Source organism: Marinococcus halophilus, from assembly GCF_002265875.1.
Classification (GTDB): domain Bacteria; phylum Bacillota; class Bacilli; order Bacillales; family Marinococcaceae; genus Marinococcus; species Marinococcus halophilus.
Genome location: NZ_NPFA01000014.1, coordinates 56,699 through 75,165, shown reverse-complemented (window position 1 = coordinate 75,165; position 18,467 = coordinate 56,699). Strand labels below are relative to the sequence as shown.

The following is an 18,467-nucleotide window of genomic DNA, read 5'->3' as shown; positions in this document are numbered from 1 at the left end:
TCAGATTGTAGACAAAGGCCTCCGAAAATGAATTTCGGAGGCCTTTGTTTGTGCTGTTGAGGGAAAAAGAAGCATCCAACGGCCGGCGCACGTCTGTCGCCACCGCCAGGTGGCGAGTTTTTTGAGGTTCATCACCGCATAAACAAGCATCGCCTGCGCGGTGTTTCGTGCCCCTCCGGCGAGGAGCGTCCAGCGCAAACCATGCTTTTGTTTGAGATCCGCAAAAATCCGTTCGATGGTTTCTTTTCGTTCCGCATAGGTCCTCCGGTTCCACGGGGTGTGCCGAAGGTGTTCGGCTTCGTCCAGATCGTCCTGCCAGACGTGGCGGAGGATCACCTTCCGGTGATCCCGGCTTTGGGTACAGGTCTCGAGCAGCGGGCAGGACTGACAAATGACGGGATCCGAGACATACTCCTGATAACCGTCCCGATTCGTGGTGCGGTAGCGCAAGGCCTGATGCTTGGGACAGAGATACGCGTCCAGATAGGCATCATACACAAAGTCCTGTTTGCGCAAGCGTCCCGGCAGGCCCTTGGGCCGGGTATAGGGCATGACCGGGCGAATGGCCTGCTCGCGAAGCAGATGAGCAATGGCCGGGGTTTTGTAGCCGGCATCCACTGCAACGGCGTACGGACGGCCCACCCGGGCCATCACCTGCGCCAACAGCTCATGAAAGATCCGGCTGTCATGAACATTGGCTCCGGTCACGATCGCTCCGAGCACAAACCCGTGCCGGTCACAGGCGGTATGCCAGCTGTAGGCAAACATCTTCTCCCGTTCATCTTTGACGTAATAGCCACTGTCAGGATCCGTCGTGCTTTGTTTGACCCCCCGTCCGCCCGGTTCGCGGCGGGCGGGAGGCAGGGGCTTTTTTCCGTGGACCTCGCGGTCCCGGTGAATTTCGGCGTCCAGTTGATCCTGGTAGGCCCGGGCTTCGGCCGCCAACTGAACCCGATCAAATTTTTTCTTGTTGGCGTTCGCTTTCACATGGGTGGCATCGATATAAAAGACGGATGGATCCACAAAGCCGGCGGCCACGGCTTCTCCCAGCACCCGTTCAAATATCGCTTCGAACAACCCGCTGTCCCGAAACCGGCGTGTGTAGTTCTTGCCAAAGGTGGAGAAATGCGGCACGGGCTCCAGGAGGTCCAAACCGAGAAACCATCGGTAGGCCACATTCGTTTCGATCTCCCGAACGGTCTGACGCATGGAGCGAATGCCGAACAAATAMTGGAGCAGCACCATTTTCACCAGCCGGACCGGGTCAATACTCGGCCGGCCGATGGGGGCATAGAGGGACGCGACTTCGTCGTAAATGAACCAACTGAATGGTGGCTTCCCGGTAACGAGCTTCTTCCGTATCCCGTCTCATCATGCGCCATAACCCCTTTCCAGGCTATTTCTTTTTATCATAGCATAAAAAAACTGCCGACACGCTCTAAAATGAGAGCCATTGTCGACAGTCTGAGGGAAGCAGTTAAACTGCTTCCCTTATTTTTCAGGAATGGTCGTTGATTGTCTGTATTCCAGTCGGTGCGGGAGGACTACAGTACTTTCGTCTACTTCTTCTTTGTTCATAAACTTCGTCAAAAGGCGCATGGAGACTGCTCCAATATCGTACATCGGCTGCACTACGGTTGTTAATGTTGGGCGTACCATAGTCGCAAGGCGTGTATTGTCAAAACCAATGACGTTCACTTGATCCGGCACGCTAAACCCATCATCCTGCAGCCCATGGATTACGCCAAGGGCCATTTCATCTGTGGATGCAAAAATCGCCGTAGGAGGATTCTCAAGCTTCATCAGTGACTGCGCAGCCCGGAGGCCGGAATCATATGAATAGTCTCCTACTGTTACTAATTCTTCCTCAAAAGAAATGTTATTTTTATTTAGCGCTTCTTTATATCCACTGAATTTTTTATATCCATTTACCGGATCTTCAAGAGAGCCCGAAACCATACCAATTCTTTGATGTCCCCCCTCGATTAACTCCTCCACTGCATCAAAAGCAGCGTCTGCATAATCAATATTTACCGAAGGCACTTCCTTGTTTTCATCAACTGTTGCAGCCAGGACAATAGGTACTGGGGATTGCTTGAACTGCTCCACGTGCTCCTCGGTGATTTCGCCACCCATAAATACAATCCCATCCACCTGTTTTTCAAGCAGGGTATTAATTAGGTTAATTTCCCGATCTTTATTTTGGTCGGAGTTGCTCAGGATGATATTATATTTATACATCATGGCGATGTCTTCAATCCCCCGGGCCAATTCAGCAAAGAAAATGCTTGATATATCTGGAATAATTACACCGACAGTTGTGGTTTTTTTACTTGCAAGGCCACGCGCTACCGCGTTCGGACGATAGCCAAGCCCTTCGATGGCGTCCAGTACCTTTTTCCGCGTAGCCGGCTTTACGTTTGGGTTGCCGTTCACGACACGTGAAACGGTGGCCATCGAAACGCCAGCCTCTCTTGCTACATCATAAATTGTTGTATTCACTAGTAATCCTCCTTCAAATCCCTTTCATCCACTTTTCAACAGATGATGCTATCATATAATAATGTTGATCAACCCTGCAATTCATTTATGAAAACTTTTCATAACTTCCTGAGCATATATGAATATTCGAGTTTTGTTCTTCTCTTCACAATTACAGATTTTTTAATCGTATCATACATAAACACCTAACGTCTTTATTCTTGATTTAGCTTGTTTTCAATTGTTTTCATTTTACTATGTTTTCATACTTCTTTTCAAGAAAACGCTATCAACTAATTTAAATTGGTTATAACTGCTCACCATATAAAAAGCACAGGAGAGTCCCTGTGCTTTCATGTAGAGAATTAGTATTTGTATAATCCGGAAGCCCTGAGGGAATCCAGGAAAGATTCAAATTGGGCAATATCCATTTGCTGCGCAGAATCGGAAAGAGCGACCGCAGGATCCGGGTGTACTTCAGCCATGACCGCATCTGCGCCGATAGCAAATGCTGCACGGGCAGTTGGTTCAAGCAAATCTCTTCTACCTGTGGAGTGCGTCACATCTACCATGACCGGAAGGTGAGTTTCTTTTTTCAAAATTGGTACTGCAGAAATATCGAGTGTATTTCTAGTTGCTTTTTCATACGTGCGAATACCGCGTTCGCAAAGAATAATATTTTCATTTCCTTTAGCCAGGATGTATTCGGCGCCTTTAATTAATTCGTCGATAGTCGAGGACATTCCGCGTTTCATTAATACAGGCTTGTCCACGCCTCCCACTTCTTTCAGTAATTCAAAGTTCTGGGAGTTTCTCGCGCCGACCTGGATAACGTCAAGGTAATCCAGGGCCATTTCTACATCCTGCGGACTTACAATTTCACTGATTACCACCATATCCAGTTCGTCAGCTACACGGCGCAGAATTTCAAGACCTTCTTTTCCAAGCCCCTGAAAGTCATAAGGTGAAGTTCTCGGCTTAAATGCTCCGCCGCGCAGAAGACGAATGCCCTGGTTTTTCATGGATTTGGCAACTTCGTACACCTGCTCGTAGCTTTCTACGGAACAAGGGCCTGCAACAATACGCTGGGAGCCATCTCCGATTTTTTCGCCCTTCAGGTCAACAATTGTATCTTCAGGCTTCTTCTTGCGGGATACCAGCAATTCTTTGCGGTTATCATCTTCCTGAAGCTCGAGCCCCGCCTGGAAGATTTGCTTAAAAATGTGCTGGACCGTGGAAGTGTAGAAGGGCCCTTCGTTATGTTCTGCAATGTGATCGAGCATATGGCGTTCACGTACCGGGTCGAATCGCTTCTGCCCGGACTTACTTTTAACATCCCCAATTTCCCGGACCAGCCGTCCGCGTTCATTAATTTGTTCCAAAAGTTTTACGTTCACTTCGTCTAATTGTTCTCTTAAGGCATCTAACTGCTCGTTACTCATATTCTCCACTCCTTCGGTCAATTACTTATCTTTTCGATTACGCCCAATTATAAACGAAGAATTCTGTTCTGTCAGCCCTTTTTTCTTTATTTCTTAAACGCTTTTAAGTGTTAAAGTATTTTTGCCTCTAAAATAAGCTTTTCTTTTAAGTCTAACTAAAAATATAATAAAAACCGCTGCATTTAGCGCAGCGGTTTTAGCTGTTACGTGTCATTATTTTTGTTTTCTGAGGAATCTTTATGCAGTTCACGCACGTCTTTTTTTACATCCTCTGCCGCTTCTTCTTCGCTTTCATCAATGCGTTCATTCAACTCTTGTGCTAGCTTTTCAGCAGATTTCTCTTCATCTTCTCCCGAGCTTCCTTTCACTCGTTCATACAGATGAGAAGACTGGGCAGAAACATTTTTGGCAATTTCGCTGGACTTATCTTTTGCAAGATTTGCCCACTCACTGCCCTTTTCGTATGCTTCAGAGGTTAACCCGCTTGATTTCTGTTTTACTGACTGAGTCCCTTCAGAAAGATTCTGGCGCCATTCCTCCCCTGATTTTGGGGTAAGAAGCAGCGCTGTCGACGCCCCTACAATGCTTCCAATGATTGTTCCTATAATAAAATCTTTTGTGTTGTATGAAGCCATTCTTTATCGTCCCCTTTTATTTTGTCCGTTTCTTCCAGCGGGCATACAAATCAATAAAGGCATTCCCCCACTGAATTACCTGGGTGACCTGCTCTGATTGTTTTGAAGAATAATTGGAAACAGAATCGGCTACACGGCGGAATGAATGGTTGACGTTATCCACTGATTCCCCGACATTTTGCAATGACCCTACAAAACCATTAATACTCTCTGTTTTGGTCTGGACATCTTCCATAATAGTATTAGAACGATTAAGCATAGCCTCTGATTCTCTGGTAATGCCCTGTACCTGCTGCTCTACCTGTTCCATTGTGTTCCCTACGCGCTCCATCATTGTAGTAGCTGTTTTCAGTGTTTTCACGAGGAAAATAATTAGAACGGCAAAAGCGATCGCTGCAATCAGCGCGCTTATGTAACCTAAAATAGCCATATCACAATACACCTCCTGTCGCCATTTTACCACTCTTTGTCTGTTTTGAAACTCCATTCTTCACAGAGAGAGGCTTCTAATTTCTTTTTCCCTATCCTTCAAAAAATATGCCTGCTGGCGAAAATATCGTCCCCGTAATGCTTTAGCATTTTTACTGTCGATACGAAGAAGACGGAAAGCTCTCGCCTTCCGTCTTGTGATTCTATTGCTTGGAGGATTCAAGATGAGCTTCATAGGCACTTTGAAACTTTTGGATGTCTCCAGCCCCCATAAATAAAAGCACGGCGTCATTATGAGTTTCAAGCACCTGTACTCCGTCCTCCTGAATTATTTTCGCGCCAGGAATGCGCTGTTTTAAGTCCTCGATGCTTAAGCTTCCATCCTGTTCCCTTGCCGATCCAAAAATATCACAAAGGTAAACATAGTCTGCCATTTGAAGGCTGGCTGCGAAATCATCAAGAAAGGCTTTCGTTCTTGAAAAGGTATGCGGCTGGAAAACAGCTGCTATCGGCCGGTTCGGGTATTTTTGTTTGGCTGATTCGATGGTAGCCCGAATTTCAGTAGGATGATGGGCGTAATCATCAATCAGCACCTGCGACCCGGAAGTTTTTTCTGTAAAACGGCGTTTCACACCGCTGAAAGTAGCCAGTTGTTCGCGGATAATCGCGGCCGGCACCTCTTCATAGTGACAGATAGCAATAACAGCGAGTGCATTTAGAATATGGTGCTTGCCATAGCCTGGGATAGTAAAGCGACCAAACCGGTCCCCACGGATTTGCACATCAAAACTGGTTCCATTCTCGTCTACTATTATGTTTTCCGCGTTGAAATCATGCTTTCCTTCAATACCATAATAAACAATTGGCACAGGCGCATGCAGCTTTTGAAGGTGTTCGTCATCACCGCACGCTACAATACCTTTTTTTACTTTTTGAGCCATTTCATTAAATGCCTGAACAACATCGTCTACGTCTGAAAAGTAATCGGGGTGATCAAAATCAATATTTGTCATAATCGCATAGTCAGGAGTATAGTTTAAAAAATGACGGCGGTACTCGCAGGCTTCAAATGTAAAAAAACGACTGTTTTCCATGCCTTTCCCTGTGCCATCGCCAATTAAGTATGAGGTAGGCTTATACGCCTCTAGTACGTGTGCTAAAAGACCAGTCGTGGTCGTTTTACCGTGTGAGCCCGCCACTGCTATTGAAGTGAAATTTTGAAGGAATTCTCCTAAAAACTGTGGGTAGGAATGGACCTCTACCCCTGCCTGCTTTGCCTGTTTCACTTCTTCGTGCGTATCACCATAAGCTGCTGAAGCAACCACCGTCTGGCCTTCCTGGATGTTGTCCGCCTGAAAAGGAAGAATGGAAATATTTTTCTTTTCAAGAGGCTGCTGTGTAAAAAATGTTTTTTCAACATCCGAGCCCTGTACACTATGATTCATATCGTGCAGAATCTGGGCAAGAGCACTCATGCCGGATCCCTTAATTCCAATAAAATGATAATTAGACATATTGTCTTCCTCCGTTCTTTCAAAAAACCTTGCCGCTAAAACGCACAGGTGAAAGAGATCGTTTTTCATGGTGTTTATCATATGTAAACATACTTGTCTTATTATAGCAAAAACCTTTGGTTCCTCCAACGGAACGACTAAAATTGGGCATAAAAGCATGACCCCCGTCTCGTTTACAAATCAGAAACTCACGGACGGGAGTGCAAAATGGAGCCAGGAGGCCCCTTTTTCTTTATGCCAGCGGATGTGTTCTTCTTTATAGTAGGCTTCTTCCGCTTCAAGCATCAACGCCTGAAACTCTTCACTATTCGGCTGGATCGGCACTGCCTGGCCCAGACGGGTGTCTTCAAACCCTACACGCGCTGTCCGCACAAGCCAGGTGGAAGATACAGCCGGTTCTAAAGCAGGGTCCTGCTGCAGCCGGCCGGAAAATTCCTGCTTTCCTACTGCCCGGGCCCACCGGTTTTTTTCATTTAATTCCACCGGCAGCCAGGAAGCCGTCAGCAGCAGTCCGCCCAGTTGAAGATCCATCCGGGTCCGCTCAGTCAGCGTCTGTTTTAAGAACATATCAAATAGATGAGTACCGATAATCGTTACATAATCGTATGAAAACCATTCCTCAAACAGCATATCCCATGGCCTTTTCTCCACCTGTTCCACCGCCAGGCCTGTTTGTTCGGCGAAAAGGTGTTTAGCACGTACCTTTTCACGCAGGTTCGTATTTTCTTCTTTCCAGTCTTTAAATGCTGCGAGCAGGCTTTCAAGGCGCCGGTCTGCTTCTACCTGCCGGCGCTGCCGGTACCTCTGTATATCCGAACGCACGGCAAAGAACTCCTTTCCGGAAATTAATAATCAACAAGCTCCATTCGGCTGTTTGGACGATGCTTCCGCCCGGCTTTAGCTTCATGCTTTCCATTTAACAATACATTGTCTCCTGTAAAACCAATATGAATTTTTAACAGGCTGCTCCCAATACCATAAATATCTACGGGAACGTCTTTAGCTTCATATTCCTCAATACGTGCGGCATTGAAACCACCGCTTACCATTATTTTAACATGATCAAAGCCTTCATCATCCAACACCCTCCGTAAGGCAAAAATCAGCTCAGGATTTACTCCGGTGGGGTTGAAAGAGCCAAGCACTTCTGGATGCCGGCAGAAATATTGATCCACCATGCTGGCCGAAGTATCAAGACGAACTGTCTGAAGGTCCTTGCCGAACTCCCTGGCCACTTTTAAAGAATCGGTAATGACGTCATTATTATAGTCCACCAGCGCTACAAGTTCATCTTCCGGAAATGTTTCTTTGTACGCCCGGGTCGCCTGAATGATATCGCCCTCGAAAAGCTGAAGCAGGGCATGCGGCATCGTTCCCATTCCTTTTTTCCCCCACCACTCGCTCATGGCATGGGTTGCCTGGGCTTTAGAGCCGCCAATAAAAGCACTGTACCCGTCCCCAGCCTGCTGCGTGAAATGATCGTCCCGATCCCCCATGAAAATGACGGGTTTTTTTCTGCCGGAGAGTTTTGCTGCATTTACTACATTGAAGACGTTCGTAGCCACAGAGGTACGTCTCGCAAGTATACCGTCAATCAGGCCCTCAAGAAAGCCAAAATCCTGATATTTCCCTTCAACTGTCATCACTGTTTCGTACGGCGCAATTTTATTGCCGTCTTCAAGAGCATGAATGGTAAGATCCTCCGGGTAGGAAGAAAAGGTTTTAACTAAAGCAACCGCTTCATCTACTCCGCATAATACAGCGTGATCTTTTTGAAAAAACTGCATCAGCACTCGTTCTTCCGGCTTGTATTTTTCCGCGATTTTTTTGGTTTTTAAAAAATATACAGCGGAAAACCATCCTTCTTTTACTCGTTCATCGAATTTAAATGTTTCATTTGTTAATCGCTTTTGTTTCCCTTGCAGTTTAAGTTCAATTTCCTTCATAACAGCTGCTCCTTAACCTATGTATCAGAATAAGAGCCCGTGATTTTCCACGGGCTGCTTCAATATTCTATTTATCATATAAAACCTTTAATGGGAAAGCAAGCCTATACCGTTTCTTCCCACTCCTGCCGGGTTACTAATACATTTCGAGGTTTGCTCCCTCTCGCCTCGGAAACGATCCCACGATTTTCCATCGTATCGATCAGCTTAGCCGCTCGGTTGTAACCTAACGAAAAACGACGCTGCAGCTGGGAGGCGGAAGCCTGCTTCTGGTCGATGACGAATTCACACGCATTATTATAGAGCGGGTCCTGATTTTCCTCTTTTTCGAGGTGCTTTTGCAGTTCTTCTTTTTGAAACTGATAAACGGGTTTTTTCTGCTCTTTTACAAAATCTGTGACAGCGTCTATTTCTTCATCTGTCACAAAGGTGCCCTGGACACGCGTTGGCTTGGATGCGCCGTTTGGATAGAAAAGCATATCGCCCTTACCAATCAAACGTTCAGCACCGCCTCCGTCCAAAATCGTACGGGAATCCACCTGTGAAGATACGGAGAATGCTATTCTGGTTGGGATATTTGCTTTAATGAGTCCTGTAATAACGTCCACCGAGGGGCGCTGCGTTGCTACAAGCAAGTGCATGCCGCAGGCTCTTGCTTTTTGCGCTATACGGCAGATCGCATCTTCTACATCCTGTGGCGACACCATCATCAAATCTGCCAATTCATCAATTACAATAACGAGGTACGGCATTTTATCAGCCGGGCGCCCCTGTTTTTCCATTCGTTCGTTATATTTTTTCATGTCCCGCACGCCTTCGCGGGCCAGACGTTCATAACGATCTTCCATTTCCTGGACTGCCCATTTTAACGCTCCTGTTGCTTCCTTGGCGTCATTGATTACCGGCGTAATAAGGTGCGGCACCTCCCGGTAAGAAGCAAGCTCCACCATTTTAGGATCGATCAGCATCCATTTACATTCTTCCGGAGAGGATTTGTACAACAGGCTCAGCAGAATTGAATTAATGCAGACACTCTTTCCGGAACCCGTAGCGCCTGCTATTAATCCATGCGGCATATTCTGCAGGTCAGCGATGACAGGGTTGCCTCCAATATCGAGACCCATGGCAACTGAAAGCGGCGATTGATGATTTTTAAACACGTCCCGGCGGAGAATCTCTCTTAAAAATACCGGCGCCGATGTCGGATTGGGTACTTCAATGCCAATAGCATTCTTCCCGGGAATAGGCGCTTCCATTCTTAGATCTTTAGCTGCAAGCGCCATTTTAATATCATCTGTTAGATTGGTTACTTTTGTCACTTTCACTCCTGGAGCCGGCTGGACTTCAAACCTTGTAACCGACGGTCCTTTTGTAATCTGAGAAACTTTTGCATCCACATGAAAGTTTTTCAGCGTGGTTTCAAGCTGGCCCCTTTGCTCTTCTAGCTCACTTTGGTCTTCGTCTTCTTTTTTTGGAGGAATATTGAGCAGTTGCAGCGACGGCAGCCGATATCCTGTCTGCTTCGGCTGTCGTCCGGCAGAGCGTTTATCCTTGGGATACATCATGACATTAAACGGGGTTGAGGTAGATGGCCGTTTACTGCTGGACTGTTTTTTTGCCGGTGCTGCCGGTTTCTCTTTTACTGCTGAAGCCGAAGCACTCTTCGGCTTGTCAGTTTTTGATTCATGTTTTTTTACAGGCAGGCCGCTATTTTCCGGTAGTGGCTCCAGGTTATTTTCAAAAGCTGGCTGCTCTGTTCTTTCTTTCTCTTTCGTGTTTTCCGTATTATCAACTGGAATATTTTCTTTTTCCCGGCCCACGGAAACCGCCTGAGGCTCTTCCTCTTTTTCCGGCACTTCTATCTCAATGGACTTGTTATCTTCCGGTTCTATTTCAAACGCAGTGCCGGAAGGAAATAGATCATTGTCTTTTTTTTCATCCGAACCGTGTTCATCCGCCGGCTCATTGTTATCTGTATCCCCGTCCTGCGCTTTTGTATCCCATTTACCGCTTCTCTGGGCTCTGCTGATCTCCATAAAGCGATCGGTGTCCTCCTGTAATATGGAAGGAGCTCTGCGCTTTCGGCCTGCTTCTTTTTCTTCCACCTGTTTTGTAACAGCTGAAGGTCTTCTTGCTCCAGTGCGGATGGAATTCAGAAAAGCAATATCTTCCCGGATCTGCTCCTGAACGGAGGTTTCCTTTCTTTCTTCTGCATCTGGATCCCTTAAATTACCCGGATGCAGATCAGCCTGCTGATATCCAAAGACAGGAGAAGGAATACTTCCTGCTTCGAAATTTTTACCCTGAAAATAGCCTTCGTTTTCTGGTTCTGTCTTTTTCTCTTCTTTTGAACCAGCCCGTTTAGCATCGTCCCCGACACGTTCCTGTTCGCGTTCCGCGCGCTCGGAGGCGCGCGATTTCGCGGAAGTGCTCGAAAGCTTTGCTGCACTTGGGCGTTCCGGAGCCTGCGGGCTGTTCTTTTGTTTTTGAGCTTCTTCATAGCTTTTAGGATAAACATTAAACATTTTCACCGGCTCAGATTCCTGATACGTCATTCTCGCTATGTATGGAGGAGGATCCTCTCCGGAGCGCTTTATACGATTTTCACGGTTGTTTTCCTCTGGCTGTTCTTCATCGTTAAAAAGAAAATGCTGCATTCTTTTCATCCATTGTTGAAAGGATGACGGCATTTTCAACCCCTCCTTTTCTTACCGGACTTTCTTGAGTCCTAATTAACTTTGTCTGCACAAGAAAAACCCCTAGCACCACTAGCGGTTTTTCACTTCCTACACGGACGCTGAAACCGGGCGTTCGTGATACTGTTTATAAAAATCCTGGCCCGTTTCGTACGATTCATCAAGAACGAGAATGCCTTTTTCTGTCTGTTTTTCCGGCAGTGCAAGCTCAGACACTGAGCAGATCATGCCGGTAGAAGTCACGCCACGGAGTTTTGATTTTTTAATTTTCATCCCTGAAGGCATAACTGCCCCTGGTACGGCTACAGCTACTTTCTGGCCTTTGTCGACATTCGGAGCTCCGCAGACGATTTGAAGCGTCTCTGTACCCGTTTCCACCTGGCAGACGCTCAGCTTGTCTGCATCCGGATGCCGCTTTTTATCCGTCACGGCACCTACGAGGAAATTGGGCTGGGACGGCACTTCAAGAGAACTGTCTACATTGTTTTCTTTTAAAGCTCTATTGACAAGCTGAATATGGGCTTCATCCCCTGCTATTCTGCCCGTCCCTGTAATTTCTCCATAGGAAGAAGCATTAAAAATATGATAACCTGCTGTTTCTTTCGTTGTCGCATGGGTGAGCACGGCGACATCTCCGTACCTTACCGTTTTACGCTGTTTTGAATCTATTGGTTTTAAGGAAAGGAGAAGCACATCTCCAATTCCTGTTGGGTTATAAAAAATATTCATTCGTTGAGACTCCTTTTCGCTAACTTAACTTTTATTGTATCACAGCTTGCACGCTCCCGCGAATCAGGATTTAGGGCGTTTTTTTGCCAGGATAAAGATAGGTTCAAATTCTCCATTTTCATACATGAACGGCAGGGCTGTAATCGGCACCCGTCCGTCATTGAAGAAGCGGAAAGCCATCTGGCCAAGGACATCGTAGCCGGCATCATTGGTAATATCTGCAATAATAAAGACATCGTTATGCGGCACTGCTACTGCCATGTCGCCCTGCACATCCTCAGCTACACTTTGCAGCAAAGCTTCATTTAATACGCGGCTTGCATCATAGCCGTCATTTGTATTAATAAAATAAAACGTATTTCCGGCCACCATATCTTTTTTCATTGGCACTTCCAATGTCTTTAAATTATTGCGGGCAGCGCGGCGGATGTTTTCGGTTTCAATCTGCTCAGCTTCAAGCGTTTCTTGTTCGATCAATGAATACGCCTCTCCCATATCAAGAGCGTAAAAAATTCTGGTTTCCGCTGTATGGTCGTCCCATACGAGCTCTTTCCCCTCCTTTGTCTCAGTCGGGAAGGAGGTAGAGCGGATGACCGGATAAATAAAACTTTCCTGTCCGGAGAGTGAAACATCACGTTCCATGGCGCGAAAGGATGTATCGATATAATGCACGACATCCTCCACAGCTTTTTCTCCCTCTCGTTCATATTTCGCCGCCCATTTGCTTAAATCCAAATCCACTCCGGTTTTCAGCTGCTTGTGCTCGACCCGCAGCGAGCTGTGTTCATCATCATATTTAAACGTCCGGGACTCATCGTCTTTCAATCGTTCCCGCAGTATGCGCTGTAGTTTTCGTACTTCCATTTCTATCGCTCCTCTTGAACATTCTTAATTCTATCGTAACACGTGCAGTCGTGTACTCCCACACTCGTGCTTACTGTTAAAAAAAAGACCGTCCCTTTTTCAGGGACAGCCTCCTGGACCTTTATGAAGCCTCGTTGGCTTTTTCCAATGCTTCGTTTAGGAAGTGCTGGACTTCTTCCGGCGTTTTCCGCTGCTTGCTTACAAAGCGGTGTACTTCTTTTCCATTACGAAAAGCAAGAAAACTCGGTATACCCATTACGCCGTAGTCAATGCATACATCCATCAGCTCATCACGATCCGCTTTGTAGAAAGTAAACTGATCGTACTGCTGCTCGATCTCGGGCATCGCCGGGTCAATATACGTACAATCCGGGCACCAGCCGGCGGAGAACATAATTACTGTATTTCCATTATCAATGGCTTGATTAAAAGATTCCTGTGTAGTTAAATTTTCCATTGTTTTTCCTCCTTGAATTAATACATACAGAAAAGGCTACCCTTCCCGTATTTTCATATCCCCCATTCTAATCCAATTTCTTTTGCGCATCCACTCTGACAAACCGAGACTGATTAACGCGGGGGCAGCAACATGAAGAAGCAGCACTGTTCCAAGCACTTCAAAAGAAAATCCCATCGTCTGGAAAGTCATAATCTGGCCCACCAGGCCGCTCGTACCCATTCCGGCTCCTGCTGCATTATTTTCCATCATGAAAACCATCGTAGAAAAAGGAGCCACTATCATTCCTGCAAGCGTTGGCGGAATCAAAATGAGCGGCCGCCTCACGACATTGGGCACCTGAAGCATGGAAGTTCCGATCCCGAGAGCGGCGAGGCCTGAAAACTTATTTTCCCGAAAACTGCTGGCTGCAAAACCAACCATCTGTGCTGCACATCCTACAGTAGCCGCCCCGGCCGCAATTCCATTCAAATCGAGAATAATGGCAATAGCAGCACTTGAAATGGGTGCTGTCAGAGCAAGGCCCATCAGCCCGGCAACTAAAATTCCCATAATAAGCGGCTGCCTTTCTGTAGCCCAGACAATCAAATCTCCGAAGCCTGTCATAAACGCCTGAATTCCCGGCCCAAGAAGCTGGGCGATCCCATATCCCGCGATAATCGCCACAAGCGGTGTCACAATAATATCAAGCCTTGTTTCTTTGGAAACCAGCTTACCAAGCTCCACAGAAACGAGTGCTGCAATAAAAGCTCCTGCTGGTCCTCCGAGCTCTGCTCCGGCAGCGCCAGTAGCTACCGCAGAAAAAACAACCAGCGCCGGAGCCTGCAGCCCGTAAGCTACAGCCACCCCAATGGCAGGCCCCATTAATGAAATCGCAAGCGTGCCCATGTCCTCAAAGAAAGTAATGCCGAGCTGCCGGCCAATTGTCTGAATAATTAGTCCGATGATTAAAGACGCAAACAACCCAAGCGCCATGTAGCTTAAAGCTGTAACTCCATATGTCTTTACACTTAAATTTACACCCTTTTTCAAAAAAAATGACCGCATGTCCTCTCTCCTTCTCTTTTTTCCCATTGTAACCATAATTTAATTTAATGAAAAGGCGCCGTTTAAAACCGGCGCCCTGTTTGATGCAGCCACTGGCCGTAAAGCAGGGATACAACATGGTGAAAAAGGGCAGTCCGGTCCACCCGGCCGGCGGTCAGGATTCCGACTGCCCCTTCGTTTTGATGAGTATCTGTCAGCTGTGAGTAATGGTCCACTGCTGTTTTTAATTCCACGCCGTCCCTGAGCATAGCAGCAATATGTTCCGGCAGCAGTATACGGGCTCCGCCGGCCGTCCATGTACCTGTGCCATCTGTAAGCGCCCCCCAGCTGACCAAGTATATGTCATTTTCTTCAGCCTGTACGCCGCCTTCGAGCCCTATCCCAATATCAGCACGTTTTTGCACATGCCGGGCACGGTTTACAGCTCCTTCTCTCGTCTCCACATCGGAAAACGGCTGATCACTCACTTCCGAAGCCGCAGCTGTACCGGAAACGGAAAATTCCGGATAGAGCACCTGGCGTACTGCTTCTATTTTTACAGGATTTTTTGATCCTACTAAAGCCTTTTTCAACTTCAGACTCCTTTATGAATCATATCGAGGGCCTGTTGGTCTGTGGTTCGCACGAGCTTTGTCAGCAGTTCTTTTGCTGCAGCGTAATCATCCACATGCAGCAGGGAAGCAGAAGTGTGGATATAGCGGGAACAGACTCCGATAACAGCAGATGGAATACCTTCGTTGGCCATATGCACACGCCCGGCATCAGTCCCTCCCTGAGAAATAAAGTACTGGTACGGGATATTGTTACTTTCCGCCGTATCTAGAACGAAATCCCGCATGCCACGGTGAGTGATCATCGTCTGGTCAAATATACGCAAAAGCGCCCCTTTACCAAGCTGGCCGAAGGCATCTTTCCCTCCAGTGGAATCGTTCGCCGGACTTGCATCCAAAGCGTAAAAAATATCCGGCTGGATCATTTGTGCAGCCGTCTGGCCCCCGCGCAGCCCTACTTCTTCCTGTACTGTGGCGCCTGCGTAAAGCGTGTTTGGAAGGCTTTCATCCTGGACTTCTTTCATTAATTCTAAAGTCAGGCCGACACCATACCGGTTATCCCATGCCTTTGCCATAATTTTTTTCTCGTCCGCCATTGGAGTGAATGGGCAGACCGGAGATATTGGCATACCCGGACGGACACCGAGCTGTTCCGCATGCTCACTGCTGTCAGCTCCAATATCAATAAACATCTTATTTAACGGCATCGGCTTCTCCCGCTGCTCCGGTTCCAGCAGGTGTGGAGGGGTGGAACCAATCACCCCCGGAATGATTCCATTTTCTGTATACACTTGAACACGCTGGGCAAGCAGTACCTGGCTCCACCAGCCGCCAAGCGTTTGAAACCGGATCATTCCGTTTTCATCGATGGATTTAACCATAAATCCTACTTCATCCATGTGGCCGGCTATCATTACTTTCGGGCCTTCCTGAGCGCTGCGTTTCACTCCAAACAAGCTTCCGAGCCGGTCCTGGATAATTTCGTCACTTACCGGCTCCAGTTCTTTTCTCATGTATGTACGGATTTGATGTTCAAAACCCGGTACTGCCGGTGTCTCTGTTAAAAACTTAAACATGTCGCGTGTTTCCTGCTTCATAAAATACTCCTTTCGCTTGTCAGGCTCTGCCTAATTTTCATTTTATCGAACGACTCACGTTTTTACCACTATTGAAAACGGGTATGTATTTGGATATACGCATTATTTGCGGTATACTGAGTATAATAAGAAATGGAAAGGCAGGGACATAATAATGAATACAAAGAATATCCTTATTGGAGTAGGTCTTGGTGTTGCTTTGGGAATTTTGGTTAAGCAGTTCACAAAGAAAGATGAAATTTCCCCGGAAAAAGCGCTGAAGACGGTAAAAGAAAACGTACAGGATCATCTGCCGGTTAACGGCTCCTGGATCCACATGACGCCGGAAACCTACAAAAAAGACGACCTGGAATACAAGGTTTACCGTGGCGGCCTTTCAAGCACCAATCAGGGAGAGACCCGTCAATTAGACTTTATTGTAGATGCTGAAACCGGCACTATTTTAGAACTGAGCTCTTAATCAACATAGCTTCCGGCCTTATTCCAGGGCCGGAAGCTTTTTATTTTCCTTCATAATACAAAAGAGAGGCACCTTCATTGGCGCCTCTCTTTTGTATTAGTTAAGATGCTTCTTTTTTCTCTTTAGAATCCTTGTAATCCTGTACTTCGTTTTTCGACTGCTCCAGCGGCTTCTTCAAAATAGCCAGCATAACCATCGTCACAAGTGATCCGATAAGGATCGCGAGGAAGTATAGAAAAACTCCGCCGCCCTGCACAGCATTCAGGAAGAACACGAGAAAACCTCCGTGCGGTGCAAGCAGTTCCACGTTAAAGAACATGGCCAGGCCGCCTGCTACTGCAGATCCAGTAACGATGGAAGGAATAACCCGAAGTGGGTCCGCTGCCGCAAACGGAATGGCACCCTCTGTAATGAAAAATGATCCGAGCGCATAGTTTGTGTACCCAGCCGAACGCTGTTCTTTCGGAAAACGGTTCTTAAAGAACGTGACCGCAAGGGCGATACCAAGCGGCGGCACCATCCCGCCGGCCATTACAGCCGCATGCGGAGCGTAAATGCCCTGGCCGATTAGAGCGACACCGACTGTGAAGGCCGCTTTGTTGAACGGTCCGCCCATGTCGATTGCCATCATGCCGCCGAGCAGAATCCCAAGCAGGACCAGGTTGCTTGTACCAAGACCTGTGATCCAGTCCTGAAGAGCTGTATTTAGAAAAGCAACTGGTGTAATAAACACGTAGTACATCAAAAGACCGGTGATCAAAATATTGATAACTGGATAAAATAAAATTGTTTTAATTCCGTCAAGCACCTGCGGGAGTCCAGACATAGCCTTCTTCACGCTAAGAGCGACATAACCGCCAAGGAAACCGGCAATGATACCGCCAAGGAAACCGGCTGTGGCGTTCTCAGCTCCTGGAATGCCCTGAGTGGACATGAAACCACCAACCATTGCCGGCATGAAACCAGGCCGGTCTGCGATGCTCATACCGATAAAGCCGGCAAGCACTGCTACGAATAATCCAAAGGCGTACTGTCCGCCTATTGCATTCAGAGCCTGGGCAAACCCGTTAAACTGGTCACTTTCAGGATCCGCCGAGTTAATCCCCCAGAAGAAAGAAAGAGCGATAAGAATCCCGCCGCCGATAACAAATGGCAGCATGTTCGAAACCCCGTTCATCAGGTGGCGGTAAATAGCATTTCCAACTGCTTTTGCTCCGCCTCCGCCGCTAGAAGCGCTCTCTTCTTCATCCGACGATGAACTTCTGCCAGAGCCGCGGTATTTCGAAAATTCTCCGTTCACAGCCTGGTTAATTAACTGTTCCGGTTTACGGATGCCATCCGTAACTTTGGTGGATAAAAGCGGCTTTCCGTTAAATCGGTCCATTTCGATTTTTGTATCAGACGCTACAATAATAGCTTCCGCATTTGCAATTTCTTCGGAGGTGAGACGGTTTTTAACCCCTCCGGATCCATTCGTTTCCACTTTGATAGAAACTCCGAGCTCTTTTGCTTTATCCTTCAGGGCATCTGCTGCCATATAGGTATGGGCGATACCAGTTGGACATCCGGTTACTGCAAGAATCCTCGGCGTATTGCTGTCGTCGGCAGCCTGGGCTGAAGAGGTTTCGGATGCTTCTTCCTCATCACTTCCAAGCTTGTCTCTTTCTTTTGCGTCTACCGCCGCCATGACCTCGTCTTCGGATTCTGCATTCAAGAGATCCTGGCGGAAGTTTTCATCCATCAGCAGCGTAGACAAACGGGACAATGTAGTTAAATGTGCTTCATTCGCTCCCTCAGTTGCTGCAATCATGAAAAACAGATGCGCCGGCTGGCCGTCCAATGATTCATAATCCGCACCTTCCTGAGAACGGCCGAATGCAATAGCCGGTGTATCTACAGCGCTTGTCTTTGCGTGAGGAATGGCGATGCCTTCGCCGATACCGGTAGAGCTTTCTGATTCCCTTTTTTCAATTGCTTCTTTAAAAGCATGGCGATCATTTAACCGACCGGCAGTGTCAAGCTTGTTTACCAGCTCATCAATCACTCCCGCTTTATCTGTCGAAGACAGAGACAGCAGCACGGTATCTCTTTTTAATAGATCGGTAATTTTCATTCTGCT

At 47.1% G+C, this 18,467-nt stretch carries 16 protein-coding genes and 1 pseudogene; 1 reads left to right on the top strand and 16 read right to left on the bottom strand.

The genetic code is table 11. The features are described 5' to 3' along the window. The 15 genes and pseudogenes from CHL76_RS13385 to CHL76_RS13315 all read right to left on the bottom strand — a co-directional run. A pseudogene (locus CHL76_RS13385) lies at window positions 1–1,320 on the bottom strand (IS1182 family transposase); the annotation flags it as partial. 171 nt (window positions 1,321–1,491) lie between these two features. Continuing rightward, a complete protein-coding gene (gene ccpA / locus CHL76_RS13380; protein WP_079475737.1) occupies window positions 1,492–2,502 on the bottom strand; it encodes a catabolite control protein A in 1,011 nt (336 codons plus the stop codon). Between the two features lie 344 nt (window positions 2,503–2,846). Continuing rightward, complete coding sequence (locus CHL76_RS13375) at window positions 2,847–3,923, bottom strand: bifunctional 3-deoxy-7-phosphoheptulonate synthase/chorismate mutase (protein ID WP_094908823.1); 1,077 nt, start codon at window positions 3,921–3,923, stop codon at window positions 2,847–2,849. Between the two features lie 203 nt (window positions 3,924–4,126). Further along, window positions 4,127–4,558 (bottom strand): YtxH domain-containing protein, encoded by a 432-nt coding sequence (locus CHL76_RS13370; protein ID WP_079475735.1) that lies wholly within the window; start codon window positions 4,556–4,558, stop codon window positions 4,127–4,129. Window positions 4,559–4,574: 16 nt separating this feature from the next. Then, window positions 4,575–4,988, bottom strand: coding sequence for a DUF948 domain-containing protein (locus CHL76_RS13365; protein WP_022795220.1), 414 nt, complete (start codon window positions 4,986–4,988; stop codon window positions 4,575–4,577). 202 nt (window positions 4,989–5,190) lie between these two features. Then, window positions 5,191–6,501: a UDP-N-acetylmuramate--L-alanine ligase gene (gene murC, locus CHL76_RS13360; RefSeq protein WP_079475734.1), complete on the bottom strand. Its 1,311-nt coding sequence runs from the start codon at window positions 6,499–6,501 to the stop codon at window positions 5,191–5,193. Window positions 6,502–6,681: 180 nt separating this feature from the next. Continuing rightward, a complete protein-coding gene (locus CHL76_RS13355; protein WP_079475733.1) occupies window positions 6,682–7,323 on the bottom strand; it encodes a hypothetical protein in 642 nt (213 codons plus the stop codon). Between the two features lie 23 nt (window positions 7,324–7,346). Further along, complete coding sequence (locus CHL76_RS13350; RefSeq protein ID WP_079475732.1) at window positions 7,347–8,447, bottom strand: nicotinate phosphoribosyltransferase; 1,101 nt, start codon at window positions 8,445–8,447, stop codon at window positions 7,347–7,349. Window positions 8,448–8,551: 104 nt separating this feature from the next. Next, entirely contained in the window at window positions 8,552–11,137 is a 2,586-nt protein-coding gene (locus CHL76_RS17395) for a DNA translocase FtsK (protein ID WP_094908822.1), read from the bottom strand. 96 nt (window positions 11,138–11,233) lie between these two features. After that, entirely contained in the window at window positions 11,234–11,872 is a 639-nt protein-coding gene (gene ytpR / locus CHL76_RS13340) for a YtpR family tRNA-binding protein (protein WP_079475730.1), read from the bottom strand. Window positions 11,873–11,935: 63 nt separating this feature from the next. Further along, complete coding sequence (locus CHL76_RS13335; protein ID WP_094908821.1) at window positions 11,936–12,736, bottom strand: DUF1444 family protein; 801 nt, start codon at window positions 12,734–12,736, stop codon at window positions 11,936–11,938. Between the two features lie 121 nt (window positions 12,737–12,857). After that, window positions 12,858–13,193, bottom strand: a complete 336-nt coding sequence (locus CHL76_RS13330) for a thioredoxin family protein (protein WP_079475728.1) — start codon at window positions 13,191–13,193, stop codon at window positions 12,858–12,860. A 36-nt stretch (window positions 13,194–13,229) separates the two neighbouring features. Next, window positions 13,230–14,240 (bottom strand): PTS sugar transporter subunit IIC, encoded by a 1,011-nt coding sequence (locus CHL76_RS13325; RefSeq protein WP_094908820.1) that lies wholly within the window; start codon window positions 14,238–14,240, stop codon window positions 13,230–13,232. 62 nt (window positions 14,241–14,302) lie between these two features. Next, a complete protein-coding gene (locus CHL76_RS13320) occupies window positions 14,303–14,812 on the bottom strand; it encodes a DUF84 family protein (RefSeq protein ID WP_079475726.1) in 510 nt (169 codons plus the stop codon). 2 nt (window positions 14,813–14,814) lie between these two features. Further along, entirely contained in the window at window positions 14,815–15,888 is a 1,074-nt protein-coding gene (locus tag CHL76_RS13315) for a M42 family metallopeptidase (protein WP_079475725.1), read from the bottom strand. A gap of 154 nt (window positions 15,889–16,042) precedes the next feature. Between CHL76_RS13315 and CHL76_RS13310 the strand changes: the two genes are divergently transcribed. After that, window positions 16,043–16,348, top strand: a complete 306-nt coding sequence (locus CHL76_RS13310) for a PepSY domain-containing protein (protein ID WP_079475724.1) — start codon at window positions 16,043–16,045, stop codon at window positions 16,346–16,348. 100 nt (window positions 16,349–16,448) lie between these two features. On the opposite strand, the gene CHL76_RS13305 is transcribed toward CHL76_RS13310, so the two are convergent. Further along, complete coding sequence (locus CHL76_RS13305) at window positions 16,449–18,461, bottom strand: PTS fructose transporter subunit IIABC (RefSeq protein WP_094908819.1); 2,013 nt, start codon at window positions 18,459–18,461, stop codon at window positions 16,449–16,451. Between the last annotated feature and the right edge of the window lie 6 nt (window positions 18,462–18,467).